We start from the raw sequence: 22,075 nt of genomic DNA, 5'->3' as shown, positions 1-22,075 counted from the left end.
CCGGATCGGGGTCAGACGTCCGTCCGGTCGCCGATCTCGCGGATCTCGACGCGGCGCGGGGCGTCGAAGCTCCGCGCGTGGTCGAACAGGGCCGTCGGATCGGCCGTCATCCCCCGCCACATGTCCCAGTGGGTCGGCTGGAGTCGGTCGAGGTCGAGTTGCGCGGCGGCCTCGACGATCATGTTCTCGTCGGAGTACCACCGCGTGCGCGTCGGTTCCCCCGTCTCCTTGTCCCGGATCATCCCGACGCTCCCGAAGGCGAGGACCCCGAGATCGATCTCGTAGCGCTCGCCGACGGACTCGAACGGTTCGCCGGGGCGCGCGTCGCCGCCGTGGAAGAACGTCCGCCCCGCGTGCTCGATCACGTAGGAGACGGGGTGTTCGGCATCGGGGTCGTTCGCCCCCTCGACGCGGACGGTCACCTCGCCCACCTCGAAGCTGTCGCCCTCGGTCACCTCGACGAACCGGTCGTCGCCGAGGTCCCACTCGTCGGTCCAGCCCTCGTCCTCGACCACGTCGAGGCCCGCGTCCGGCGCGTAGAACGTCGCGTCCGTCCCCGCGAGGATGGGTGCCTGGCTCGGACCGTGGACGTGGTCCGTGTGCTCGTGGGTGGCGAGGACGGCGTCCGCCTCGCGCACGTCCGTCGGGTTGAACGGGACGGGGATCATCCGGACGGTCCGCGGCGGGTCGCCCGTCCCGAGGTACGGGTCGACGAAGATCGTCGTCCCGTCGCTCGCCTTCAGCACGAAACCGTTGCACCCGAGGTACCAGGCGGCCAGCCCGTCGGGGTCGGCGTCCTCGACGGCCCGGAGGAGCCAGTCGCCCCAGTCGGAGTGAACCATACCGGGCGCTCTCCCGGGAGGGGGTTAGTTGTTCGCTTCGAGGTCGAACGAGGGGTCCGCCGCGTCGCCCCCCTCGTACTCCCGGACGACCCGTCGGGCGGCGAATTCGCGGCGACGGTAGTAGGCGTACTTGCCGTCCGGCAGGCGCACGGCGTACTCGTTGCCGTCTCCGCGGGACTCGACGTGCCAGACGTCCGGGTGGCGTTCGAGCGGGGGGCGCTCGCCCCCCGCTCGCTCCAGCTCCTCGGTGAGCGCCGAGAGGGCCTCCTCGTCGTACTGCGACGTCCCGTCGGTGCGCCCCTCGTCGCGGGGTCGCTCCTCGCGGTAGCGCTCCGCGAGCAACCCCTGGACGGTCGCCGGAAGCGTCGTCGCCCGGCGCTGCGCCTCCGATTCCAACCACTCGAGCAGTTCGTCGGTCGCCGTGAACGACACCTCCCGTACCATTACCACAGTACACGCACACTCACTTCCGATTATATAAAATAACCTATACGTATGTTTCCCGGCGCGCGCGATAAATTGAGAGAACCGCGGGAAGGAATCGGTGACGGCGGTAGATACGGGAACGGGAACGGCGGCCGCTCAGTCCTCGCAGCAGCCGCCGGCCTTCCCGCCAAAGTCGATGGCGAGCGGGGCGGAGACCATCTCGTTGAGTTCCTGGAGCGTGAGTTCGAGGTCGGACTGCGCGCGGAGGAACTCGTTCATGACGGGCACCTCGTGGAGTTCCTGCTGTGCGCGCTGGAGTTCGCGGAGGTCGTCGTTCGTCGCCGCGCCGGTCTGGCGCGCGAGCATGAACTCCTCGCGGAGCCCCTCGAACTCCCGGATCTTCTCCTGGGCCTCCTCGCTCTCCTCGACCGCCGCCTTCGCCTCGGCGAACTCCCGGTACGCCGGGAGTTCTGAGATCGCCTCGCCGAACTCGGTCGCGAGGCGCGTGACCTCGGCCTCCGGCGTGTTCTCTCCCTCCGCGTCCGGCGTGGTTTCGATGCTCATACCCCGCCTTGGGACCGGGCGGGTTTAGGTGTGCCGAAGAGGTCGCGAAGCGTCGTCCCCGGCCCCCACGGGGCCGTCCCCCCGCTCCGGAGGAGCACGTCCGGCGCGGCCAGATCGTGTTGGGTGCTACCGCCCATCAGTTTGATGCTCCGCCCGCACCTTCGTAGAGGTATGGCACAGGAATCAGCGCCCATCGTCGTGAAGCCCGGACAGCCCATCTTCGACCGGGACGGCAACGAACTCGGCGTCATCCGGGGGCTCTCGGAGGAGGGATTCCGCGTGAGTACGCACGAGTCGGTCGATCACGTCGACCTCGAACACGATCCCGGGCGGGGGTTCGGCGAGGGGTACCTCGTCTGGCGCTGCGCCGAGTGCGGCGAGGTCGGTGAACTCGACGACGGCCTCCCCGACGCGTGTCCGGACTGTGGCGCGCCGAAGGAGGACCTCTACGCCTGGCTGGAGGACTGACGCCCCCTCGGGCGAACCACACAGGTTAACCGCGCGGAGCCACTCCTCCCGCCAATGAGTCAGGAGTCGGAGTTCTCCGAGGGCGACCTCCGCAACACGGGCATGGCCCTCAAGCACGACCGGGAGTGGGACTACGAACTGGGGCGGATCGTCGAGGCGGTCGAGGAGCGCGACGCGAAGAAAGTCGGCCTCCAGTTCCCCGAAGGGCTGAAGCGCCGCGGGTCGGCGGTCGCCGACGACCTGCGCGACCTGCTCGCGGACGACGTGCGCGTGCTCATCTCGGGACAGCCCTGCTACGGCGCGTGCGACCTCGATACCTACCTGATGCGCCGGACGGACGTGTTCGTCCACTTCGGCCACTCGCCGATGAAGGAGTCGGAGAAGATCATCTACGTCCCGCTGTTCTCGAACGTCGAGGTGACGCCAATCGTCGAGGAGGCGCTGTCGGAACTCGCCGCCCCCGAGGAGGACCCCGAGGTCGGCCTCGTCACGACCGCCCAGCACATGAACCGGTTCGACGAGATGCGCACCTTCCTCGAGGAGCGCGGCTACGAGGTCCACACCCGCCGCGGCGACGAACGGCTCACCCACGAGGGGCAGGTGCTCGGTTGCAACTACGCCAGCGCGGACGTCGGCGCGGACCAGGTGCTCTACGTCGGCGGCGGGAAGTTCCACCCGCTCGGCCTCGCCATGGAGCACCCCGAGAAGAAGGTGGTAATCGCGGATCCGGTGAACAACGTCGTCACGGTCGCCGACACCGAGAAGTTCCTCAAGCAGCGCTACGGCGCGGTCCACCGCGCGATGGACGCGGAGACGTGGGGCGTGATCTTCTGCACGAAGATCGGCCAGGGGCGCTGGGAGGTCGCCACCGACATCGTCGAGGAGAACGAGAACGCCTACCTCCTGACGATGGACGAGGTGACGCCCGACAGGCTGCGGAACTTCGGCTTCGACGCCTTCGTTAACACCGGCTGTCCGCGCATCACGACCGACGACGGCCCGCGCTTCCACAGCCCGATGCTCACCCCCGGCGAGTACGAGATCGCCGTCGGGAACGAACCCCTCGACTCGCTCTCCTTCGACACCTTCCACGGGACCTGGTGAGGGACGCCCTCCGCCGGACCTGACGAGGGGGTTCCTCGGTTCCGCCGTCCGCGTCCGAACGTCCCGGCGGCGGAAACTTATGCCGGAGCGTCACGAAGTCCGGACGGACGCATGCCCCGCCTCACCAGACGCGCTCTCCTCGCCTCCTCGGCGGCGGCGCTCGCCGGCTGTAACGCCGTCTCCGAACCGACCGAACTCCCGACGGTGACGCCCGCGCCGGTCCCGCGTGGCCGAGACGAGGCGATCGAGGCGCTGACGGCGGAGCGACCGCCGCGGATCGGACGCGACGTCGCCGTCGCGGACGACCACGTGCCGGCCAGTCGCGATCACCTCCGGCGGGTGGTCGATCGAACCGCGCGAGCGCTGGACGGCGTCGAAGCCGGGGGCGACGACGCGACCGCGCGAGAGGTGTCCTCGCTGCGGATCGACGTCGAGGACCTGCGCGCGTTCCTCGACCGACGGTGGGACGATCCGCTCGTCGCGCTCGATCGGATCCGCGAGCGGATCCCCCACGCGGGCCACGCGCTCGGCTACGCGCTGGCGCTTCGGGACGGGGCCGACGCGGAGCCGGTCGACCCCGAGGCCGCCCGCGCGGACTGTCGGGCGTACTTCGCCGATCGGCGCTTCGCGTGCGCCGATCCCGGTCGACTGCTCGTCAACGCGGTAGCGGCCGAGTCGAGACTCCGGTCGGTGCTGCGACAGGTCGAGCGCATGGGCATTCCGGACCCCGACGATCGGCGCGACCCCGACGCGATCGCGGCGCGGTATCGCCACCGCGCGCACCTCCGGCACGCGCTCGAGGACGCGAGGCGGCTCACTGTCGCCGGGAGCGGTCCGGCGTCGGAGCGCGAGCCGTTCGCGGCGGCGCTCCGGCGTAATCGAGCGCGCCTGCGGCGGGCGGTGCGGACCGAACTCGACGCCGTCGAAGAACCGTCGAAGACGGTCGGGAACGACGACTCGCCGGCCCGTCAGCAGGTCGCCCGCGCGCTCGTCGACCTCGGGAGGGAGGCCGAGTGGCACGTGGCGAACAGCTGGAACGCCGCCGAACGGAATCACGACGCGATCTCGCTGTTCGCCGCGGCGCGCGGGCTGGTCCACGCCCGCGCCGTCCGGACGGCGGTCGACCGCACCGATCCGCTCGTGGACGCGGATCGGGTGTCGTTCGACGCGCTCGAACGCGCGCGGGGAGCGGCGATCGACGCGGTCGCGACGGCCGACGCGCGCGTCGACCGCCCCCTGGAGAGACGGCTCCTCGGTGCGGCCGCCGGTACGATCCGGATCGCCGACTACCGTATCGACTCGGCCGCGAGCGGTGGGAGCGGTGGCGGCGGCGAGGGCGATCCCCGGGCGAGGGCGTACGCCCGTTACCGCCTCGCCGTGGCTATCCCGGGGCACGTCGCCGACGCGGCGTCGATGGCCACCGAGCGCGGGGGCTGATCGGCCCCGCTCACCCCGAGTAGAACGCTTCCTCCAGGTCCGCCGCGACGTCGTCGAGCGCCTCGTCCGCGGCGTCGAGGTAGTCGGGGAGGCTCACGAAGCCGTGGATCATGCCCTCGTAGTGATAGTCGGTCACCGCGACGCCGGCGTCGGACAGGCGGTCGGCGTACTCGCGGCCCTCGTCGCGTAGCGGATCGAACCCGGCGGTGACGACGGTCGCGGGCGGGAGGCCGGAGAGGTCGCGCGCGAGCAGCGGCGCGGCGTACTCGTTGCGCTGGTCCACCGCCCGGGGGACGTACCGCTCGTAGAACCACGCCATGCTCTCGCGCTCGAGGAAGTACCCCTCGCCGTTCTCCTCGTAGCTGTCGAAGTCGTGGACGGCGGGGGAGGCGACGGCGGGGTAGACGAGCACCTGGCGGGCGATCTCCGGCCCGCCGCGGTCGCGCGCCACGAGCGTCGCCCCGGCGGTGAGGTTGCCGCCCGCGCTGTCGCCCCCGACGGCGATCCGCCCGGGGTCGATACCCACCGTGTCGCCGTGCGCCGCGACCCACTCCACGGCGGCGTAGGCGTCGTCGAGGGCGGCCGGGAAGGGGTGTTCCGGCGCGAGGCGGTAGTCGACGCTCAGGACGGCGCAGCCGACGCGGTTCACCAGCCCGCGACAGACGTCGTCGACGGTGTCGAGGCTACCAATGACCCAGCCGCCGCCGTGGAGGTAGACCAGCGCGGGGTGCGGGCCGTCCCCCTCGGGGAGGTAGAGCCGGACCGGAACGTCCTCGGCGGGGCCGGGGATCGAGAAATCGGTCACGTCACCGACGGGTTCCGGATCCTCGTTGGCGAAGAACTCCTCCAGCGCCGCGCGGGCGCTCGGGACCGACAGCGCGTACGTCGGCGGGCGCGGGATCGAGTCGATCAGGTCGAGGACGGCCTGCGCCTGCGGGTCGGGTTCGCGGGACATGGTTGTAACTGGCACACCGCCGACTTAACTCTCGGCGGGAATACACGCCGGGAGAACAGTCATATACTTCGATACGTATTGTGCCGTAATGACCGGAAACGAGCCGGCGACCGACCGCCTCGTGGCGTGGTATCGGCGACACATCGGCGAACCGGAGCGGCGCGTCGACGTCTACCTCGGGTTCGCGCTGTTCTTCGGCGGACTGGGGCTCGGGCTCTCGGGGCTCGCGCTGTTCGTCTACGAGGGGACGCTCTCGGGACCGGGCAAGGCGTACTGGCTCCGCGAGATCGCGTTCGCCGTCGGCGCGAGCGGCCTCCCGACGCTCCTGCTCGGCGTGACCGTCCTGCTCCCCGTCGAGCGGCGGGCGCGGTACGCCGCGCTCGGCGGCGAGGCGATCTGTCTCGCCGCCGTCGCGCTGTTCGTCGGCACCTACCCCTACCGGTGGGACGTTCGGGCGGGACCGGACTACAGCGTGCAGGGCGTGGCCGTCTACGCGGTGGGGCTGGTCGCGGTCGTCGCGGTGACGGCCGCGGCGCTGGTCAGCTACCACGTCGAACGCGCCCGGCCGACGGAGGGCGACGGCGAGACGCGCCCGGACCCGACGGTGACCGACGAGCAGGTCCGGCGCGACATCGACGACGCGCTCGCGAGCGCCGAGGTCTCCTGGGGCGGCGTGCGGACGGTCGAGACGCGGCGGATCCGGTTCGACGAGTCCGAGTCGGAGTCGATCGACCGATCCGGCTTCGACAGCGTCGCGCCGACGTCCCACCGTTCGGAGGGTGTGGACGGCGCGGTCGCGGGGCTGAAGCGACTGCGCGGGAACGAGGACCGGACGGCCCGCGGCGGCGGAACGGACGACCAGGCGGCGGCGCTGCGCCGACTCCGCGAGCGACAGGCCGCCGAGTCGGAGACGCCGCCGTCACTCGTCGACCGTCTCAAGGGGCTGTTGCGGCTGGGATAGACGTGGGATAGGGCTCGCCCACGTACACCCAATATCTCGTTACTTTCTCTATCCACAGTAAGTTTATTACGCTGTAGTGATACCGCCCGACTATGGCAAAGGGGATCGACGTCGGCACGATGAACATCATCTCCGGGAAGCAGGACGCGGAGGAGACGGTGTTCGTACAGCAGCGCAACTCGTTCGTCGAGATCGAGTACTCGGACATGGCAGAGCAGATGCTCTCACGGAGCGACGTCCTCCACATCCGGAAGGACGACGCCGTGTACGTCGTCGGCGACGACGCGCTCAGCTTCGCGAACATCTTCAAGCAGGAGACGCGCCGCCCGATGCAGCGCGGCATCCTCTCGAACGACGAGAAGAGCGCCATCCCCATGATGAAGCTCTTTAAAATTCCATATTCTGCATAATGTCTACACACTATCGGCCCCCTTTGCCGGTACTTCGAGGGTAGCGGGTTACCTCCCGACCAAACCCAACGGATTATATTGCCGCATCTTCTAATTCTGACATGGCGACGGTCTATCAATCTCGGTCGGGGGAGCAAGTGGAGGGAGAAATCCTCATCGAGGCTCTCCTTCGGGATCGGGTCTACCCTGGCGACATTGAGTGGTCTCCCGACGGGGAAACGGTCTACATCCACGGCGAGCCCTTCCAAAGGATCGAATAATAGCCCCTACCCCGGGGTTTGAAGCCCCGTGAGGGCCTCCCCTCGCTCATGCTATGGGAGTCCGACGACGGTTCTACAATTAACGGAGCCGGGCTCTGTTTCGCTCACATCAAAGGAGACCTTAGCCCGGGAGATGCGCATATCACGGGAGAGGGGGACCTCGTCCTTCGAGGAAAGCGCTACTCTCGGATCGACTGACCCCCTCTCTTCGATTCCAAGCCCACTCACGCCCTTCCTGAGAGCGTCCGCGATTATCCGAGTAGGATAGACCACAGAGGGCAATGAATGTCTTCGAGGTAAAACTGTGAGCTTCTCGGGGATTTGCCCGCCGAGGGAGATACCTAAGTCCGAGTAGTACTCAGAGGCCTCTATGGAACGAGAAGACCCTATGGTCGATTTCCGTGAACCGGTCCCCGATCGGATTTGCGCCGATTGCGAAAGGATGTACCGCGAGGAGGAGTGGCTCCAATGGCGAGAGGAGGACGGCAAGGACTACTGTGGGAAGTGCGCGATCGATCGGGGCCTTCGAGGGTGACAACAGCCAATAATAAGCGATTTTCACTGGATTTAATCGAATTGACAGCAATAGTCACGGGGTTATGAAAGCGTGTCACATGCAACCCAAGCACCCATTAGAGAGGAACAGAATGGGTAGGAGACACAGGTGGAAACAAAATGTCGGCGTGGGACCCGACAACGGCTCCTGATACGGCGCTTGGGTTGCTGTCCAATGCGCGCCGTCGGTCCGTTGTCAAAACGATAGCGGCGAACGGTGGAATGGCTACTCGGCAGGCGCTCGTGAAAGCGATCGTAGAGGATGAGACAGGTGAGTCTATAGCGGACGCAAAGACGGGATGCGTGCAAGAGGCACACATCTCGTTATATCACTGTCATCTCCCGAAGCTGAGCCAGCACGGGATCGTGGATCACAACCGGGAGACAGGGGAAGTAGTTCTCTCGGACGATGGTGAGGCTCTCAAAGCGGCCGTAGAGACCGCAGAGGATACTATCGGTGCTTCGAGGAAGGCGATCGAAGACTTCTACCGATAGTAAGCTCAGAGGCCACCACGCTCGTTCTCAGCGATTCAATGACTCTCCTAGTGTTAGGGAGCACAGAAGGCAAAGAATGTCTCTCAGGCTAATCTGAAGCCTCTGAAGCGAGGGCCTCCTCTTCCTCCTCTGCTTCAGCGGCCTCGCGAAGGAAGCGAGTAATTTGCCCTCGGAATCGAGGAAGCCAGGCTTCTAACGCGGCGTGTCGGTGGGGGACGTACAAACTGGTGTACTCGATGAGATGGGGCCGGAGAACCTGCGCTCTCGACGGACGGACTCCCGTTTTCTCCCCGGCTTCCCACTCCTCCAAGAGGTCTCTGGCGTTCATCGAACTTCCTCCGGCTTCTCGTCATAGACGGGTTGCTCAGGGTAGTCCCCCGTGGCCTCCATCCTCCAAATCTTCGTCTCTACGCTCCGACGTTCGACTTCGGCCTCAACTTCGGCGCGGAAGGGGGCTTCGAGGCCAAGGAGGTCCTCGATTTGTTCCTCAGTTTTCCGGATTTCATCCCAGACCCCTCTGAGGTCGTCGGTCACATCGGGTACCTCGATATACTCGGTGACGACCGGCTTCGGCAGGGATCGAGAGGGGCCACCCTCCTCGGTGTGAGCAGAGCCCTCTGGGGGAAGGACCTCCCCTTCGACCTCCTCAAGCTCCCATCCCGTAGGGATCATTTGAGTGGCTCTGAGGAGCTTCTCCTCCATCTTGTCGAGCCGCTCCAATCGATCGAGGAAGCGCTTAGCGAGGTCGAGACGGACGGCGGCGGCATCCTCTGCCAACATCTCCTCCACCTCTTCCGCCATGGGGTCGGAGAAGTACTCAGAGACGGTCTGAGGCGTCACACCGAGATACTCGGCTATTTCCTGTTTCTGCCAGCCCTCTTGCCAGTATTTTTGGAGGGCGACAGCCACACGGACCTTGCGGCTTCGCAACTTTGGATCGTTATTTCGGCTCATTTCAGGAGTGGGGTGGGTGAAGGTCATTTGTACACCGTCCGCTGGGTCATTCAGCGACCCCCGCTCTGCGCCGGGCCGGGCCACCCACCTCCCAGGAGGTGCGTATCAACCGTGAGGTCCGATCCTGAGGCGTCACTGAGGGTGGTGACGTTCACTCGGAGAAATTCGCTCATAGCGCCTCTCACGGAAGCGTAGGCGGTCCCAGGGGAGGCAAGCTCCGCATCTCCGACGATGAGCTTCGACCCATCCTCCCCACGGAGGGGAGTCCATAGCTGACCGTCAGGTGAGGCTTCAACCACCGCTTCGACGGAGTCGTTAGCGGAGTCGTAGTTAGAGGCCTCTACGAACAAGGCGACGAGGTAATGCCCATTTACCCGATGCGAGTCCGACGGTCCCGTGGAGGTCGCCCCGGAGTGGGTCCGTTCATTCAATGGAAGTGCCATGGCTCATTCACCCGATCCACCGGAGAATCTCCTCCCGACGGCTCTCCCAGTCTCTCTGAGATGCCTCTACGTTAGGAAAGAGGGAGTCGGGAAGGTCGGCCTCACACCCGGTGCAAGTCTTCGAGAGCGGCGCTCTATACGTCGAAGTGAGCGAGGAGCGCATCGGGATCGACGCTCCGCATTCCGGACACCTGGGACACTTTGGCATTAGAGCCCCCTGTCGTACATGTCGTCGAGCACCGTCTCAGAGACCGACTTGGGGTCGCTCTTCTCGACCATTTCAGAGCCCCCCAGGCGGTCGTAGACGGACTTCAGAAGCATCTCTGAGGTAGGGACCTCCCCCATGTTGCCTCCGCTGTACGACGGTCCGGCGGCCTTAGAGACCGGACCGGGCGACTGCACCCGCTCGTACACATTCCGAAGGGCCGGAGGCATCGCCTTTTCCATCTCTTCGCCCTCAGCGTCCGCCTCAGGCGATTCCAGGTCGTCGACGGGGTTCTCCTCGGGATCGGCCAGATATGCCCTCACAATCTCCCACACGTCCGCTGGGAGGACCTCCTGTAGATCGTCGAGTCCATACGAGTGAGGGTCCTCATCGAAGGCGTCGGCAATCATTTCCTCCTCGTCCTCGTCCTCGTCGTCGACCTCCTCGCTTTCAAGCTCCTTCTGAAGGCGATTCTCGACGTAGGCCTCCATCTGGTTGACTGAAACGACTCCGTAGCCCTCTAGGGTCTCCTCGAAGGTGCTAATTAGCTCCTCTCTGTCGTTGATTTCTGACATTTTGTCTACTGCTGATTTGGCGACCGCTCGGATACCCAGCGGGGACGCGGTCGACCCCCCGCTTTCGTCTTTGGCGACGACGGCGAACTTCGCTCGCTGATTCATCCCTTGTTCGCACAAGGTGACGGCCGAGAGGTCCATCTCAAGGATATCGTCGACAAGCTGTCCACCTTCGACGGAAGTCTTGGTGACGAGGGCCTCACCGGAGATGCTGTAGGAGTCGATTTCACCGGCCTCGATCCTCTCGCGCATCTCCCGGGCGAATCTGGAATCGTCCCACACTTCCCCGGCGACGTAGAGAGCGGGAGGCTGACTCTCCAACTCTAAGACCGCCGTCGGGAACGTATCCCGCTTATAGGTCTCACCGTCTATCTCGATCGTAACCGGCTCGTCCGTCTCGAAGCGCTCCAAAATGTCGCCTACGAGTTGGTCCGAGTGTTCGACACTGAGTCTCGCTCGCTTCAGGAGTTGCGGAAGGGCGTCCTCCAAGGCCTCAGCGGATACACGGTCCCCCTCGTTGTCGACGACCTCCACCGAAGCCGGTCCCCAGATAATGAAGCGGTCGTCCTCTTTGAAAATCGGGCGGACCTGACCACCGAGTTGGGCCTTGAACGACAGGCGCTCCACGTGGCCCGACTTTTCGAGCAACTTAGAGCCCTCTGAGGACTCTGAGGCGACGGCCTTGGCGACCTTGGGACGGTACAGCTTGAGAAGCCGATTCCGACCTTTCTCAGAGGCCTCGGCAGGGTGGTCTCCGGGCCACTTGCCGTCGAGCATGAACGAAGCGACCGTCCTGAGACCTGTGAGGTCAGCGACTCCCTGTTTCCGACCGTGCTCTACGACGTTCTCGACGCTGACCATGAAGCTCAGTACCGCACGTCACTCGGCGCGGCGCTCTCAGCGGTGGCCTTCTCGGAGTCGAGTTCACTCTGCGAAGGGTGGTCCGCGTCGAGTCCGAGATTCAGTTTATTGCGGAGGTAGGCGTCGATTGAAGCCGGACAGTTGTGACGCTCTCGAATGGCGTCGACCGTCTCTTTTCGAATGAGGACGAGCTCGTAGTCCGTCATTAACGGTCACCCTCCCCGAGAAGGTTGGTTCGAAGCATCAGATCCCACGAACAGCCGTCGGGCTTGATCTTCGAGAGGCGCTCCTTCGTGGATTTCTTAACCCAAATGGTAGATCCTTTATCTGCCATAGTTTTCTACAGTCTTCAATTGGAGACCGTAGTTTAAAAGTGACACTGTACTAAAATGTGCACATGATGAAGGAGCGCCGTAGATCGATTAGGATCTATCAGCCGGAGGACGGCTCTGCGGGGGCGGCTCGTACTCAGGGTCATGCCGATACGCATGTTGCTTGTAGGCATGCCTGGCTCCGAGCCACCCGCAGACCTCGCATCTGGCGACATTTTCATGGACTACTATCGGGTCGGGAGTCACCCAATCCTCAGAGTCCTCTGAGTTATCGTCCTCGTCATCCCAAGGGTCGACCCCACAAAACTCCTCAAACTGGTTCGGGGTCATCGAGGGACTCCCTCCATTTCAAATTCAGGTTCCGGGGGCTCCTCGAAATCCTCCGAGTAGAGGGACGGACGAGCATTTACCCATTTCAGGCAGTCGAGTGAGCAGACCGACCCGCTCACTTCCTGAATTAGATCCCCGTCGAGCGTTTCGATCCGGTAGTCGAGACGGAACGGGAAATCTCCTCCGTCGGGGGGAGACAGGGCTCGACACCGGAGACAGCGGGGGAGCTCAGGGAAGGGCTCCTGTCGATCAGGAAAATGCCGCTCTGGAACATCCTGGTTCATCGTCCCACCTCTACCATGGCCTCAGCGGCCTCAGTTTCCGTTCTCCTGCGGTTCTTGCTTGGGTCCGTAGTCGACTGCATATCGTGATTGAAACCACTCTGTGACCGTCCTGTTTGCTCTCAAACGATCCCCGTTAATCGGCCCTTCGCCACTCCCACCGACGGCGGGGGAAGAATGTCGAGCGGCCTATCCAGAACCGCGACCGGCCAGACCACCGTGACCGATTCGATTTGCTCAGAGACCTCTGACTCCGGGGAGGAGATTGGCGACGATTGGTGTCGACCCTCTGGTTGTTCTTCGACTGCCTCAGAGACCTCTGGCTCCTCCTCTGACGCTTCGAGTTGAGCGGCCACCTCGTCGATCGAGGGGAGCGATTCCCTGGAGGCCTGTCGGTCCTCCAAATCCCTCAGACGAGTATCAAGGAGACGACGAGCCTTCTCCCGGTCCTCCTTCTCCAAGGCCCTCCGGACGAGGTCAGCATCGACGACCTCCCCGATCGACTCCACCAAGCACCCGAGGGGAATCTCGGAGACCGTCCCAGCGTCGATGTGAGCGACCAATTCTTGAGCAAAGACAGTCGGCTCCCGGGGGCTCTCCGGCGAATCCATCTCGGCGGCCTCTTGGACCGGTGTCCCCCCGTACTCGTCGGGATCGTACCACTCCGGAATCAGTCCGCCCTCAGACCTCTCAGATTCGCCCGAGAACGATTTTTCCTCCGGGCGAGTAGTAGACCCCTCATCCGGCTCGGAACGCTCCGACGGGCTTCTCTCGTCCTCGGTCTGAGAGACCTCTGAGAATTGCCAATAGCGGTAGTTCCCAGAGCGGTGATAGGAGATGAGGCCACTATCCTCCATCAGACCCGCGGCCCGCCGAATCTGTCTGGTAGATCTCTCAATTTCATGCTCCTCGGCGAGGTAGTCCTGAATCTCCTTCGTCGAAGCGCAACCCATGGAGATTAACGCATCAAGGACGGCCGACATGAGCCGGTCGCTGACGAGAGAGCGGTGTCTCGATAGCTCTCCATCATATAAGCGCTCAGGATTGGCCTCAGCGTACTGTAGGACGGACTCACGATAGCCGCCTCCCTCTTTGATCCACTTACGAGGCTTACCCCGGTCCGTCCGGGGAGATTCCTTCATGGACCGGCTGATGAGCTTCTCGACGGTCTCAGAGTCGCGGTAGAACCACCAACCAAGCCGCTCAGCAAGCGAGCATTCGGCGGCCGATCGATCCCCGGCGAATCCAGCATCCGAGTAGCAACCTCCGTAGAGGAGACGGAGCTTCGAATCGAGGTACATGGCACCGCGGAGCCGAGATTCCACGTCTACCGAGATAGGAACCTCAGAGGCCTCTGACTCAGAGGAGGGGGAGGGATCGGGATCGACCTCTGGCCCATACTCGTCGACAAGCTCATCAAGCAGAGCCTGGCCGTCGTTAATCGTCGTCGGGGTGTCGACGAGGTGAGCGCCGGTCATGACCGTGTACTGACCCGAATCGTAGATTTCGATCGACGCCTCAGAAAAGTCCTCGTCCTCAGGCAGAGGGGTCTTGCTTAGGCGGTCGATGTGCGAGGGCAACTCACCCCGGACGAGGACATGCACCCCGGTCCCCGACATACTCACGTCGGCATACGAGCCTGCTCTGTCGATGAGGGAGGCGACGACGGGGGGGACCTCGCCCGTATCAGGGTCCCTTACTTTGTCGAGATCGATGAGAGCGAACGGATCGTGCTCTGTGAGAACGAATCCGAGGCCGTACTCGGGGTGCTTGTCCACAAACGTAGAGGCCTCTGAGAACGATCCCCAATGGCCTGGATCGAGGGGGTCGATGAACGAATCGATCCACGTCGATTGATTAAAGGCGGCCCGAGGAGGCTTAGATCCCGTCTCCGTGGGGAGCCAGCAAATCCACTGATCGACGACAGTCATAGCCTCGGGAAGGACATTCTGCTCGGAGCGAGGAGCGAGAGGCGTTCCGGCGGCGGTCGAAATTTGAGTGTTGGTTTGGATCATTTGGGATCACGATTGACCCCGGGCTGACCCCAAAGCGGAGAATTTATCGCCGCTTGGATTGTAGGAGAAGTTGAGCCAAATTGGCAGACAACCAGAGGCTCGGTATGTCGGCGCGCCAACGCCGATTACCCTCTCCGGGGGTCAACCCCGGAAATCTTTGTTAAACGCCCTTGAGCGGGGCGTTAGGCGGTCACCTCCGATTCCTCCTTGTACTCCTCCACGTCGACTCCGAGACCCTCAGTGATGTACACCCACCACGGGATCTTCTCGTGGAAGTTCTCGTTTTTGTCGGCTTCGAGCGCCCTCTTAGCGTACCTGGGGACGGTAATCGTCGTGTGGGTGTCTCGCATCTACTCGTATAGAGAACGGTAATGTACTTGAACCTGTCGCGTTACTAATCTCTTCACGTCGCTTCCTGTATTGCGATTTTCGGCTCAGAGGTCTCTGAATTGAAGATTGCAGTGGGGAAAACGGAGGTGGTCCTCCGTCCGTACACAGGTGGGGATCAGGGACGTATTCGACCGTACTGCCGAAGCGCCCCAATCTCCGTGACATAGTATATCATGATAACTCTTTTCGTTACCAGAATGGACAATGTTCCTATCCGAGTGCCACGAGAGCGATTTAATCCGGCTCAGGAAAATCGGCGCTACCCATATGGGTATTGTCCCTGTTCTATTCTCTCCCCCCTCCCCCACTACTCCTTACTACTCCCCCCCCCAGTCATAGTATGTGTCCGATATTAGATAATCTGACATGTCCCATCGGAAATAGAGGAGTGGGGGGGCTCCCTTGGTGTGCCAACTGGTACGACCGGGAGCTTCTCCGCGTCGTCCTCACAATTGCTCTCAGAGACCTCTGAGAATCGCATGACGGCGTCGGATTTAAGTCGGTCAGGATCAAAGGACAATCGCGGTTCAACGGCCGTCAAGCCCCACCGTAGAAAGCGGAGATGCACACTCCCCTACGACCCGGGAAAAGCCCCTCGGAGCGGGGTCAGGCGGTTCCGGTTCCGCAACCGTGTCATACTGGGGATCGAGATCCCCCCTTGCATTCAGAGGTCATTCCGATACCTCATCGGTGACCTCAGCCGTCTTTGCCTCAGACGCTCGCATTTCCTCCGAGGGGTTGATTTCAGACGCCTCCGAGGTTGACAACTTGGGAAGGTCGAAAAAGGCATAGAAGAGGACTACGGCCGTCGTTAGGAGCGTCAGTAATGCCATTATTACCTTTCCAATCCCCCAACTCATGGAAAAGAGAGCGGTCCCCGCTTGCAGGACCGAGACGAGAACGAGAAAGAACGTGAGTGCCACCATTCTATGGCTTGCTTCGTTTTGCGCCTCGGTTAATTCGTGCTGTTGCTTCCGCAACTCCCGTTCGTGAATAACGTCAAATCCTCGTTGGTTGAGGGCGAGGTACGCCGAGCCGCCTGAATCTTCCCACTCCGCTAAATCCAGTCTGTCGAGAGTCTGTAGGGCGTCAAGCGCTTCCTGCACCGATGGAAATGGCACTTCGTCCCTAATATCTTCTAAGAGTGGTCCAAGTTGTGCATCAGGTGCATTGGGATCTACTAATTCAAACTCTCCATCAATCCTCTGATATACGTACTTTGTAGTCGATATTCTCCCTCCGTTTTCATAGAGATGGTGTAGCATTCTCATCCAATCCGGTTCATCGCTCATACCCCACTTGACTACCCTCGATACTTCAATCTATGAGAAATTTTGGCGGTGGGTATTTCGAAGGAGTGTAGATTTCGGATTGTTGGTGAACCGTGGGCATCTCTCTAAGGTGACTATCACTTATGCCGTCTCGTCAGGGGCCACAGTTAGCCCTGAGAGAGCACCTTCGTCTCGACGGGTAAGTAGGAGCCACCGAGAGCGAGAAATCGCTCAGTGGCGAAAGTACGGGATCGAGGGTCGATGAAATGAAAAAGTGGGAGCCTCCCCGAAGGGGATCGCGGTGATTCCTGGTCTCCGTTAGTCGCGGGAGTCTTTCTTGGTTGGGTCCAATTCTGGCTACGATGAAGGTCATAATAAGCTTCCTCCCGACTTTAGAGGCCTCTACGTGGCGATTTCGGCCGATAATCGCCGTTCGGTTATCCGTTGGACGAGGATTGCGGCGAGCATCCCGGCGATATGGAATATCGGGCTATACGGTCCGGCGAAGAGGAAGCCAACGAGGACGGTACCGATCAAGACCGCCACCCCGAGGGCGATACTGAGGAGCTTCGGATGCATGGCCCCAGGATTAGGGTCGAAGAACTTGACTGTTAGCCCCGGAGGAGCATCGTAGAGGTCTCTGAGGAGAGGGGGTCAGCCCCACTTAACCGTATCCAGTACGTCGTCGTCGGTGAGTTGGAGGTAGACCTCAGTCCGCTCTACATCGGTGTGACCGAGGTATTTCTGAATGGTTCGAAGGTGAGTCCCCGCCTTCAGGAGATGGTAGGCGCATCCGTGACGGAGACTGTGAGCCGTGTACCGGTAACGCGGCATCCCCGCGGCATCGTGATAGAGCACTTCGTTGAGATACTCGTGGCCATCCTCCTCGGCGGATTTGGCGGCCTTTCGGAGAATGTCGTTCGGATACTCGTCTATGATCCGGTCAGAGCGAGCGGAGACGAACAAATACGGACTCTCCGAAGCGTGGTTGTAGGCGTTACGCTCTACGTCGATCCAGCGGTCCATGAGCAGGTCCAAGCTCGGTTGCCAGGACACGACTCGAATCGGCTCCCCCTCGATCTTCCTGGTGGGGATCTCGATCGATCGCTTCTCACGGTTCATGTTCTCCAACTTGATCCTCGCGGCCTCTGATTGTCGGACCCCGGTGTGAAGCATCAAGCGGAAGAGGAGCCGGTTTCGGAGCTTGGGCTTCGGAACGTACCGACATAGGATATCAACGTCGTCCTCGGAGAGGTAGATCGGTTTGCCGTCCTCGCGCTTCTTCGTCCGTTTGTTATGCTTATTATGTAGCGACTTGAGGAGCTTCTCATCGAAGGGGTGATCCTCTCGAAGGCCGATCGAGTTGCTCGTCAGGAGATTGTAGAGACCTCTGACGGAGTTGTAGTGGCTGACGACGTAGGTCGAAGAGCATCCTTCATCGAGGAGCTTTTTGAAATACTTCCGTAGTTCAAGAGCCGATATCTCTCCCAGGTCATATCCTTCAGTCTCGATCCACTCGTCAAACTGCTTCAGACACGATTTGCGAACCGCATACGTCCCCTCGCTCTTGTCGTCCTTGACCAACTCCAAGTAGACCTCGATGTATTCGTTCATTCTATCCTCCAGAATCGCTCTTCGCCACCGACAGTCTCGGTGCGAACGTCGATATCGTTTTCCGCCAGGTACTCCGCACCCTCTCGGACACGATACTCCGGTTCTTCGAGCGCCTCAGCGAGGGCCTCCACGGTCCCCGGCCACACCGTGTACTCTTCTGGCCGGTATCTCTCGACATGGAGTTTCCAGTCTTCTATACCGGGCTTCAGATCGGGGAGCCGATCGTAGATCCGGCCCGCCATGTTCGTCACCTCCGGTCGGTGCTTGACCTCTCGTTCCAGTTGGTCTATGCGGCTCGTGAGGTCTTCCTGAGCGGATTGAATCGATCGGACGCCCTCTAATATCTCGCCAAGCTTCGGGTCGTCAGAGACCGTCTCATCGGTTGCTTGGCGGTCGTATAACTCGTGCGTGACGCTAATTCGGATTAAGTCGGTGAGCGTCCGGGCCTCAGGGTGATCCTCGATGGCGGCCTCCCACTGCTCTTTCATCTCGGGGGCAATTCGAATGTTTATCTGGCTTCGTTCTGGCATCGCAGTTAGACTATCTCGGGGTAGAGTATAGACATTTTCTATTACATTCAAACACAAAGAAGCTCATCATCGAGCAGGTGGCGGGCGAACCGGAGCGACCGGGCGAGCGCATCCACTACTCGGTTCCCGCCGACCCCATCGACTCGGACGTCTCGGTGCTCTACCACCAGAAGACCCTGGAGTCGTTCCTCGGGGACGTCGGATACGACCCCGAACCCATCAACGAGGGGATGGCGGTCATCTACTCCGAACTCGCGGACAACAACTTCACCGGCCTCGGCATCAGCTTCGGCGCGGGCATGACGAACGTCTGTCTCGCCTACTACGCCGTGCCCGTGATGACCTTCTCCATCGCCCGCGGGGGCGACTGGATCGACGAGCAGGCCGCGCAGGCGACGGGCAAACCTATCGACAAGGTCACCTCCATCAAGGAGGACGACTTCGAACTCGACTTCCGCACGGACGTCGGGGGCGTCGAGGGCGCGCTCGCCATCTACTACGAGAACCTGCTCGACTACGTCATCGAGAACATCACCCGCGAGGTGGACGAGGAGGACATCGAGGAGGGCCTCGACGTGCCCGTCGTCGTCACGGGCGGCACGTCGAGTCCACGGGGCTTCGAGGCGCTGTTCGCGGACCACCTGAAGGACGCGAACATCCCGTTCTCCATCAGCGACGTGCGCAGCGCGCGCGAACCGCTCTACAGCGTCGCCCGCGGCGCGCTCGTCGCGGCCCGGAGCGAGGAGGGAGAGGACGCGGGAGGCTCCCCGAACCGGAGCGAAGCGGTCGAACGGTCCGTCTCGGACGGCGAATCCGAAGGAAGCGCGGACGCGGAGGAGGAAGCCGCCTCGGCGGAGAACTAACCGACTAACTCTCTCCACGGAAGCGCGCGAGCGCCGCCTCCCAGCTCTCTGACTTCCGTCGCTCGCTCTCGTGGTTCACCGTCACGCCCAGGTAGCCGCAGGCTCGACAGGCCAGCGCCGTCTCCCCGTCGAGGGCGTATCGTTCGAGCGTCGAGTCGCACCGCGGACAGGTCATGATACCCGATAGGTACGAGGGGTGATGAATCTATCCGCGGGAGGGGGCGGACGGGTGGTGAGGAGTGGACGGAGGGATGGAGAGGGAGGACGGGCGGATGGAAACGGATGGTCGGATAGAAACTCTTGTTCGAGCGCGCGCCGTCCCGACCGACATGGCGCGACGCACGCTCGAACGCGCGCTCGAATCGGTCGCGGGGTTCGACGACCCGCGCGTCGAGTGGGAGCAGTACCCCACGCCCGCTGACGTCGCCGCCCACCTCGTCCACCTCGCGTCCCTGCGGGGCGACCTGGAGGGGACGGTCCTCGACCTCGGGTGCGGGACGGGAGTGCTCGCGATCGGGGCGGCGCTCGCGGGCGCGGGGAGGGTGGTCGGCCTCGACCGCGACCCCACCGCGCTCGCCGTCGCCCGCGGGAACGCCGTCCGACTCGACGCGGACGACCGCGTCCGGTGGGTGCTCGCCGACGCGACCCGCCCGCCGATCTGCCTCGACTCCCGCTCGCGGCCCGCGACCGTCCTGATGAACCCGCCGTTCGGCGCGCAGCGGGGGAACCGCCACGCCGACCGCGCCTTTCTCGCCGCCGTCGCGACGGTCGCCGACGTCTCCTACTCGATTCACAACGCGAATAGTCGGAGATTCGTCGAGGCGTTCGTCGCCGACGAGGGCGGCGAGGTCACCGACGCCTTCGCGGCCGCCCTCGACCTCGAGCGGCAGTTCGACTTCCACGGCGAGGCCCGGCGGACCATCGAGACGGAGGTCTACCGGATCGAGTGGCGGTGACGATGGACGGCCGGAAGTGGGGGTATCGGCGCGCCGGCGTCACCGGCGCGTCGCGGGAACGCGCGTGAACCCGAGCGTCGCGAAATCGGAGTCGTACCCGAAGACGTACCGGATCCCCGCCTCGCGAGCGAGTACCGCGCTCGTCGCGTCCACGAAGGAGATTCGCTGATCGTCGTAGCGCCGAAACGCCTCCCAGGCCGCCGTGAACGTCCCGACGTACTGCCCGCGATCGTTGCGCTCCCTGCCCCGACGCACACGTATTCTGGGGGTGCGACCGTCGCAAGCCCGTCGTCGCGCGCCAACTGGGCGCTCACCCCTTCGTCGCCACCCGGACTCGAGAGTCGTCGGCCGTCGCGTAGATCCGGTCCTCCTCGCGGACGAAGGTGAGGTTCCCGACGCTCGTCGTGGCGTTCTTCTCCGGAATCGGCGCGGAGCCGAGGGTCCGGCCGTCGCTCGTGACGACGAGGGTGAACGGGTCGCCGGGGAAGATCGTGACGTTCCGCCCCTCCACGGTCGGTTCGGCGCGGACCGACTCGCCGACGTACACCAGTTTCCGCCGATCACCGTGTTCGAGGTGGACGGTGTAGGTCGTCTCGTTGCCGACCGCGTCCCACGCGGTGCGATCGACGGTGATCGCCTCGCGCCAGCCGAGGCCGCCGACGTAGATCTCCTGGGTGCCGTCGTAGGCGAGGCGGTCGTCGGAGACGACCTCCCACCAGATGTTGCGCTCCGGACTGACGACGATGACGCCGCTCGCGTTCACGGCCGTCCGTTCCCTGAAGGCGGGGACGTCGACCGCGGAGACGTACTGGTTGGGGACGCTCTCGGCGTAGAAGACGGTGTAGTCGCCCACCGAGAGGCTGTTGTCGCCCGCGACCCCCGCCTCCGCGTCCGCGACGACGAAGAGGTTGAACGGGACGGCGACGACCGCGAGCGCCAGCACGACCGCCAGCACGAACCCGAACGACAGTTCGCGCGAGGAGAGGTCGATCCGCTCTACGACCGTTCGATCGGTCGCCCGCGCCGCGCCCGTGAGCAGGAGGGCGATGGCGAACCCGAGCGCCACGCCGACGGCGCGATAGAGCGTGTACTCCCCGCCCCCGCGCGGGAGGTAGACCGCCCAGAGCCCCTGGGCGACGACGAACAGGAGCGCCCCGAGCCAGACGCGGGCGGCGGGGGGGCGCTCGTCGCGCCGGTCGAACAGGAGCGCTCCGAGCAGCGCGCCGACGAACAGCCCGAACGCGTGTCCCTGGATGGCGATGTCGGCCCACCAGGGCGTGACGTAGGCGGCGTGGCCCGCCTGCGTGAACGCGGGCGTTCGGAGCGCGTTGTACCCGAGCGAGAGGAGGTCGCCGACCAGCAGCGCCACGAGCGTCCCGATTGGATAGCGAAGCAGCGCGAACCCGGCGAAGGCGAAGATGACCCCCGAGAAACCCACCGAGGGCCCGAGCGCGAAGACGCCCGTGAGGACGCCGACCAGGAGGCTCGCGGCGACGAACGCGCCGATCCGGGCGACCGGGTTCGTCCGGAGATCGGAGAACGCCTGCGCGCCGCGTTCGCGGGGGAAGTGCCCCCACGCGTACTCCGCGAGCGATCCGAGCGTCAGCGTCGCGACGAGGTTGCCGAACAGGTGGCCGAAGCTCGCGTGGGCGAACGGCGAGACGAGCACGCCAACCGGGTAGAAGTACGACCAAGAACGGTACGGGATGACGGTCGGCGCGTAGGGGTGAGCGAGGCCGTTCTGGACGAACAGGTAGACCGCGGCCACGACCCCCGTGGCGGTGAGCGTCCCCCACGGGACGCCGAGGAGGAGCCGTCGTCTGACCGAGCGCATCGGGTCGCCGTCGCTCAGCGCGCGGAGCGCGAGCAGCGAGGCGAGCGCGGCGACGAGGAGGGCGAGCCGCTGGATCAGGAGCCAGTACCAGTCGAGAGCCGCCATGGATCACGGTCCAACGTCGATCGGCTTAAATTGCGAGTG

General features: G+C 63.6%; 25 protein-coding genes and 2 pseudogenes. 9 read left to right on the top strand and 18 right to left on the bottom strand.

All coding sequences use genetic code 11. The features are described 5' to 3' along the window. Positions 1-11: 11 nt before the first annotated feature. The 3 genes from NKI68_RS15495 to NKI68_RS15485 form a co-directional block, all read right to left on the bottom strand. A complete protein-coding gene (locus NKI68_RS15495; RefSeq protein ID WP_254544009.1) occupies positions 12-842 on the bottom strand; it encodes an MBL fold metallo-hydrolase in 831 nt (276 codons plus the stop codon). Between the two features lie 24 nt (positions 843-866). Continuing rightward, positions 867-1,286, bottom strand: a complete 420-nt coding sequence (locus NKI68_RS15490) for a hypothetical protein (RefSeq protein WP_254544008.1) — start codon at positions 1,284-1,286, stop codon at positions 867-869. 138 nt (positions 1,287-1,424) lie between these two features. Further along, positions 1,425-1,832: a YlbF/YmcA family competence regulator gene (locus NKI68_RS15485; RefSeq protein ID WP_254544007.1), complete on the bottom strand. Its 408-nt coding sequence runs from the start codon at positions 1,830-1,832 to the stop codon at positions 1,425-1,427. Between the two features lie 171 nt (positions 1,833-2,003). On the opposite strand from NKI68_RS15485, the gene NKI68_RS15480 reads away from it, so the two are divergent. The 3 genes from NKI68_RS15480 to NKI68_RS15470 all read left to right on the top strand — a co-directional run bounded on the left by NKI68_RS15480 (position 2,004) and on the right by NKI68_RS15470 (position 4,841). Next, positions 2,004-2,300 (top strand): DUF7130 family rubredoxin-like protein, encoded by a 297-nt coding sequence (locus tag NKI68_RS15480; RefSeq protein ID WP_254544006.1) that lies wholly within the window; start codon positions 2,004-2,006, stop codon positions 2,298-2,300. A gap of 54 nt (positions 2,301-2,354) precedes the next feature. After that, complete coding sequence (gene dph2, locus NKI68_RS15475; RefSeq protein ID WP_254544005.1) at positions 2,355-3,404, top strand: diphthamide biosynthesis enzyme Dph2; 1,050 nt, start codon at positions 2,355-2,357, stop codon at positions 3,402-3,404. 111 nt (positions 3,405-3,515) lie between these two features. Next, on the top strand, positions 3,516-4,841 hold the full coding sequence (locus tag NKI68_RS15470) for an ATP-binding protein (protein ID WP_254544004.1): 1,326 nt from the start codon (positions 3,516-3,518) through the stop codon (positions 4,839-4,841). 10 nt (positions 4,842-4,851) lie between these two features. On the opposite strand, the gene lipP1 is transcribed toward NKI68_RS15470, so the two are convergent. Beyond that, positions 4,852-5,796: a LipP1 family hormone-sensitive lipase gene (gene lipP1 / locus NKI68_RS15465; protein ID WP_254544003.1), complete on the bottom strand. Its 945-nt coding sequence runs from the start codon at positions 5,794-5,796 to the stop codon at positions 4,852-4,854. Positions 5,797-5,884: 88 nt separating this feature from the next. Here lipP1 and NKI68_RS15460 point away from each other — a divergent pair, with 88 nt between their 5' ends. The 3 genes and pseudogenes from NKI68_RS15460 to NKI68_RS15450 all read left to right on the top strand — a co-directional run bounded on the left by NKI68_RS15460 (position 5,885) and on the right by NKI68_RS15450 (position 7,427). Then, a complete protein-coding gene (locus NKI68_RS15460) occupies positions 5,885-6,757 on the top strand; it encodes a cell division protein CdpA domain-containing protein (RefSeq protein WP_254544002.1) in 873 nt (290 codons plus the stop codon). A gap of 92 nt (positions 6,758-6,849) precedes the next feature. Next, positions 6,850-7,143 (top strand): annotated as a pseudogene (locus tag NKI68_RS15455) (disk-shape morphogenesis protein volactin); the annotation flags it as partial. A 125-nt stretch (positions 7,144-7,268) separates the two neighbouring features. Continuing rightward, a complete protein-coding gene (locus NKI68_RS15450) occupies positions 7,269-7,427 on the top strand; it encodes a hypothetical protein (RefSeq protein WP_254544001.1) in 159 nt (52 codons plus the stop codon). A 51-nt stretch (positions 7,428-7,478) separates the two neighbouring features. Here the strand turns inward: NKI68_RS15450 and NKI68_RS15445 are convergent, their stop codons facing one another. After that, positions 7,479-7,700 (bottom strand): hypothetical protein, encoded by a 222-nt coding sequence (locus NKI68_RS15445; RefSeq protein WP_254544000.1) that lies wholly within the window; start codon positions 7,698-7,700, stop codon positions 7,479-7,481. Between the two features lie 402 nt (positions 7,701-8,102). Between NKI68_RS15445 and NKI68_RS15440 the strand changes: the two genes are divergently transcribed. Then, a complete protein-coding gene (locus tag NKI68_RS15440) occupies positions 8,103-8,477 on the top strand; it encodes a DUF7344 domain-containing protein (protein WP_254543999.1) in 375 nt (124 codons plus the stop codon). Positions 8,478-8,801: 324 nt separating this feature from the next. Here the strand turns inward: NKI68_RS15440 and NKI68_RS15435 are convergent, their stop codons facing one another. The 10 genes from NKI68_RS15435 to NKI68_RS15390 all read right to left on the bottom strand — a co-directional run bounded on the left by NKI68_RS15435 (position 8,802) and on the right by NKI68_RS15390 (position 18,278). Further along, entirely contained in the window at positions 8,802-9,386 is a 585-nt protein-coding gene (locus NKI68_RS15435; RefSeq protein WP_254543998.1) for a helix-turn-helix domain-containing protein, read from the bottom strand. A gap of 695 nt (positions 9,387-10,081) precedes the next feature. Then, on the bottom strand, positions 10,082-11,515 hold the full coding sequence (locus tag NKI68_RS15430; RefSeq protein WP_254543997.1) for an HK97 family phage prohead protease: 1,434 nt from the start codon (positions 11,513-11,515) through the stop codon (positions 10,082-10,084). A gap of 5 nt (positions 11,516-11,520) precedes the next feature. Further along, on the bottom strand, positions 11,521-11,721 hold the full coding sequence (locus NKI68_RS15425; protein WP_254543996.1) for a hypothetical protein: 201 nt from the start codon (positions 11,719-11,721) through the stop codon (positions 11,521-11,523). A 452-nt stretch (positions 11,722-12,173) separates the two neighbouring features. Further along, positions 12,174-12,461, bottom strand: coding sequence for a hypothetical protein (locus tag NKI68_RS15420; protein ID WP_254543995.1), 288 nt, complete (start codon positions 12,459-12,461; stop codon positions 12,174-12,176). A 119-nt stretch (positions 12,462-12,580) separates the two neighbouring features. Further along, positions 12,581-14,473 (bottom strand): hypothetical protein, encoded by a 1,893-nt coding sequence (locus NKI68_RS15415; RefSeq protein ID WP_254543994.1) that lies wholly within the window; start codon positions 14,471-14,473, stop codon positions 12,581-12,583. 182 nt (positions 14,474-14,655) lie between these two features. Further along, positions 14,656-14,823, bottom strand: a complete 168-nt coding sequence (locus NKI68_RS15410) for a hypothetical protein (RefSeq protein ID WP_254543993.1) — start codon at positions 14,821-14,823, stop codon at positions 14,656-14,658. A gap of 711 nt (positions 14,824-15,534) precedes the next feature. Then, the gene (locus NKI68_RS15405) at positions 15,535-16,155 is read right to left on the bottom strand and encodes a hypothetical protein (protein WP_254543992.1); all 621 of its coding nucleotides are present in this window, start codon (positions 16,153-16,155) and stop codon (positions 15,535-15,537) included. Positions 16,156-16,536: 381 nt separating this feature from the next. Beyond that, positions 16,537-16,713 carry a hypothetical protein gene (locus NKI68_RS15400; RefSeq protein ID WP_254543991.1) on the bottom strand — a complete coding sequence of 59 codons (177 nt, stop codon included), beginning with the start codon at positions 16,711-16,713 and terminating at the stop codon, positions 16,537-16,539. A gap of 75 nt (positions 16,714-16,788) precedes the next feature. Beyond that, complete coding sequence (locus NKI68_RS15395; RefSeq protein ID WP_254543990.1) at positions 16,789-17,748, bottom strand: tyrosine-type recombinase/integrase; 960 nt, start codon at positions 17,746-17,748, stop codon at positions 16,789-16,791. Continuing rightward, positions 17,745-18,278 (bottom strand): hypothetical protein, encoded by a 534-nt coding sequence (locus NKI68_RS15390; protein ID WP_254543989.1) that lies wholly within the window; start codon positions 18,276-18,278, stop codon positions 17,745-17,747. Before NKI68_RS15390 ends, NKI68_RS15395 begins: the two co-directional genes overlap by 4 nt. Before the next feature lie 59 nt (positions 18,279-18,337). Between NKI68_RS15390 and NKI68_RS15385 the strand changes: the two are divergent. Beyond that, positions 18,338-19,141 (top strand): annotated as a pseudogene (locus NKI68_RS15385) (disk-shape morphogenesis protein volactin); the annotation flags it as partial. A gap of 4 nt (positions 19,142-19,145) precedes the next feature. Here the strand turns inward: NKI68_RS15385 and NKI68_RS15380 are convergent. Further along, a complete protein-coding gene (locus NKI68_RS15380) occupies positions 19,146-19,316 on the bottom strand; it encodes a hypothetical protein (protein WP_254543988.1) in 171 nt (56 codons plus the stop codon). Positions 19,317-19,470: 154 nt separating this feature from the next. On the opposite strand from NKI68_RS15380, the gene NKI68_RS15375 reads away from it, so the two are divergent. Next, a complete protein-coding gene (locus NKI68_RS15375; RefSeq protein ID WP_254543987.1) occupies positions 19,471-20,097 on the top strand; it encodes an METTL5 family protein in 627 nt (208 codons plus the stop codon). Between the two features lie 39 nt (positions 20,098-20,136). On the opposite strand, the gene NKI68_RS15370 is transcribed toward NKI68_RS15375, so the two are convergent. Further along, entirely contained in the window at positions 20,137-20,352 is a 216-nt protein-coding gene (locus NKI68_RS15370; protein ID WP_254543986.1) for a type II toxin-antitoxin system VapC family toxin, read from the bottom strand. A 55-nt stretch (positions 20,353-20,407) separates the two neighbouring features. Beyond that, a complete protein-coding gene (locus NKI68_RS15365) occupies positions 20,408-22,036 on the bottom strand; it encodes a rhomboid family intramembrane serine protease (protein ID WP_254543985.1) in 1,629 nt (542 codons plus the stop codon). Positions 22,037-22,075 lie beyond the last annotated feature (39 nt).

Origin of the sequence: Halomarina pelagica, assembly GCF_024228315.1 — an archaeon.
Lineage (GTDB): Archaea > Halobacteriota > Halobacteria > Halobacteriales > Haloarculaceae > Halomarina > Halomarina pelagica.
The sequence above is the reverse complement of the archived record's forward strand: the minus strand, read 5'-3'. Positions and strand labels throughout refer to the sequence as shown.

Coding starts and splice junctions, on each gene's coding strand:
- NKI68_RS15495 (WP_254544009.1), bottom strand. CDS start 842: ATGGTTCACTCCGACTGGGGCGACTGGCTCCTCCGGGCCGTCGAGGAC.
- NKI68_RS15490 (WP_254544008.1), bottom strand. CDS start 1,286: ATGGTACGGGAGGTGTCGTTCACGGCGACCGACGAACTGCTCGAGTGG.
- NKI68_RS15485 (WP_254544007.1), bottom strand. CDS start 1,832: ATGAGCATCGAAACCACGCCGGACGCGGAGGGAGAGAACACGCCGGAG.
- NKI68_RS15480 (WP_254544006.1), top strand. CDS start 2,004: ATGGCACAGGAATCAGCGCCCATCGTCGTGAAGCCCGGACAGCCCATC.
- dph2 (WP_254544005.1), top strand. CDS start 2,355: ATGAGTCAGGAGTCGGAGTTCTCCGAGGGCGACCTCCGCAACACGGGC.
- NKI68_RS15470 (WP_254544004.1), top strand. CDS start 3,516: ATGCCCCGCCTCACCAGACGCGCTCTCCTCGCCTCCTCGGCGGCGGCG.
- lipP1 (WP_254544003.1), bottom strand. CDS start 5,796: ATGTCCCGCGAACCCGACCCGCAGGCGCAGGCCGTCCTCGACCTGATC.
- NKI68_RS15460 (WP_254544002.1), top strand. CDS start 5,885: ATGACCGGAAACGAGCCGGCGACCGACCGCCTCGTGGCGTGGTATCGG.
- NKI68_RS15450 (WP_254544001.1), top strand. CDS start 7,269: ATGGCGACGGTCTATCAATCTCGGTCGGGGGAGCAAGTGGAGGGAGAA.
- NKI68_RS15440 (WP_254543999.1), top strand. CDS start 8,103: ATGTCGGCGTGGGACCCGACAACGGCTCCTGATACGGCGCTTGGGTTG.
- NKI68_RS15430 (WP_254543997.1), bottom strand. CDS start 11,515: ATGGTCAGCGTCGAGAACGTCGTAGAGCACGGTCGGAAACAGGGAGTC.
- NKI68_RS15425 (WP_254543996.1), bottom strand. CDS start 11,721: ATGACGGACTACGAGCTCGTCCTCATTCGAAAAGAGACGGTCGACGCC.
- NKI68_RS15420 (WP_254543995.1), bottom strand. CDS start 12,461: ATGAACCAGGATGTTCCAGAGCGGCATTTTCCTGATCGACAGGAGCCC.
- NKI68_RS15415 (WP_254543994.1), bottom strand. CDS start 14,473: ATGATCCAAACCAACACTCAAATTTCGACCGCCGCCGGAACGCCTCTC.
- NKI68_RS15410 (WP_254543993.1), bottom strand. CDS start 14,823: ATGCGAGACACCCACACGACGATTACCGTCCCCAGGTACGCTAAGAGG.
- NKI68_RS15405 (WP_254543992.1), bottom strand. CDS start 16,155: ATGAGCGATGAACCGGATTGGATGAGAATGCTACACCATCTCTATGAA.
- NKI68_RS15400 (WP_254543991.1), bottom strand. CDS start 16,713: ATGCATCCGAAGCTCCTCAGTATCGCCCTCGGGGTGGCGGTCTTGATC.
- NKI68_RS15395 (WP_254543990.1), bottom strand. CDS start 17,748: ATGAACGAATACATCGAGGTCTACTTGGAGTTGGTCAAGGACGACAAG.
- NKI68_RS15390 (WP_254543989.1), bottom strand. CDS start 18,278: ATGCCAGAACGAAGCCAGATAAACATTCGAATTGCCCCCGAGATGAAA.
- NKI68_RS15380 (WP_254543988.1), bottom strand. CDS start 19,316: ATGACCTGTCCGCGGTGCGACTCGACGCTCGAACGATACGCCCTCGAC.
- NKI68_RS15375 (WP_254543987.1), top strand. CDS start 19,471: ATGGCGCGACGCACGCTCGAACGCGCGCTCGAATCGGTCGCGGGGTTC.
- NKI68_RS15365 (WP_254543985.1), bottom strand. CDS start 22,036: ATGGCGGCTCTCGACTGGTACTGGCTCCTGATCCAGCGGCTCGCCCTC.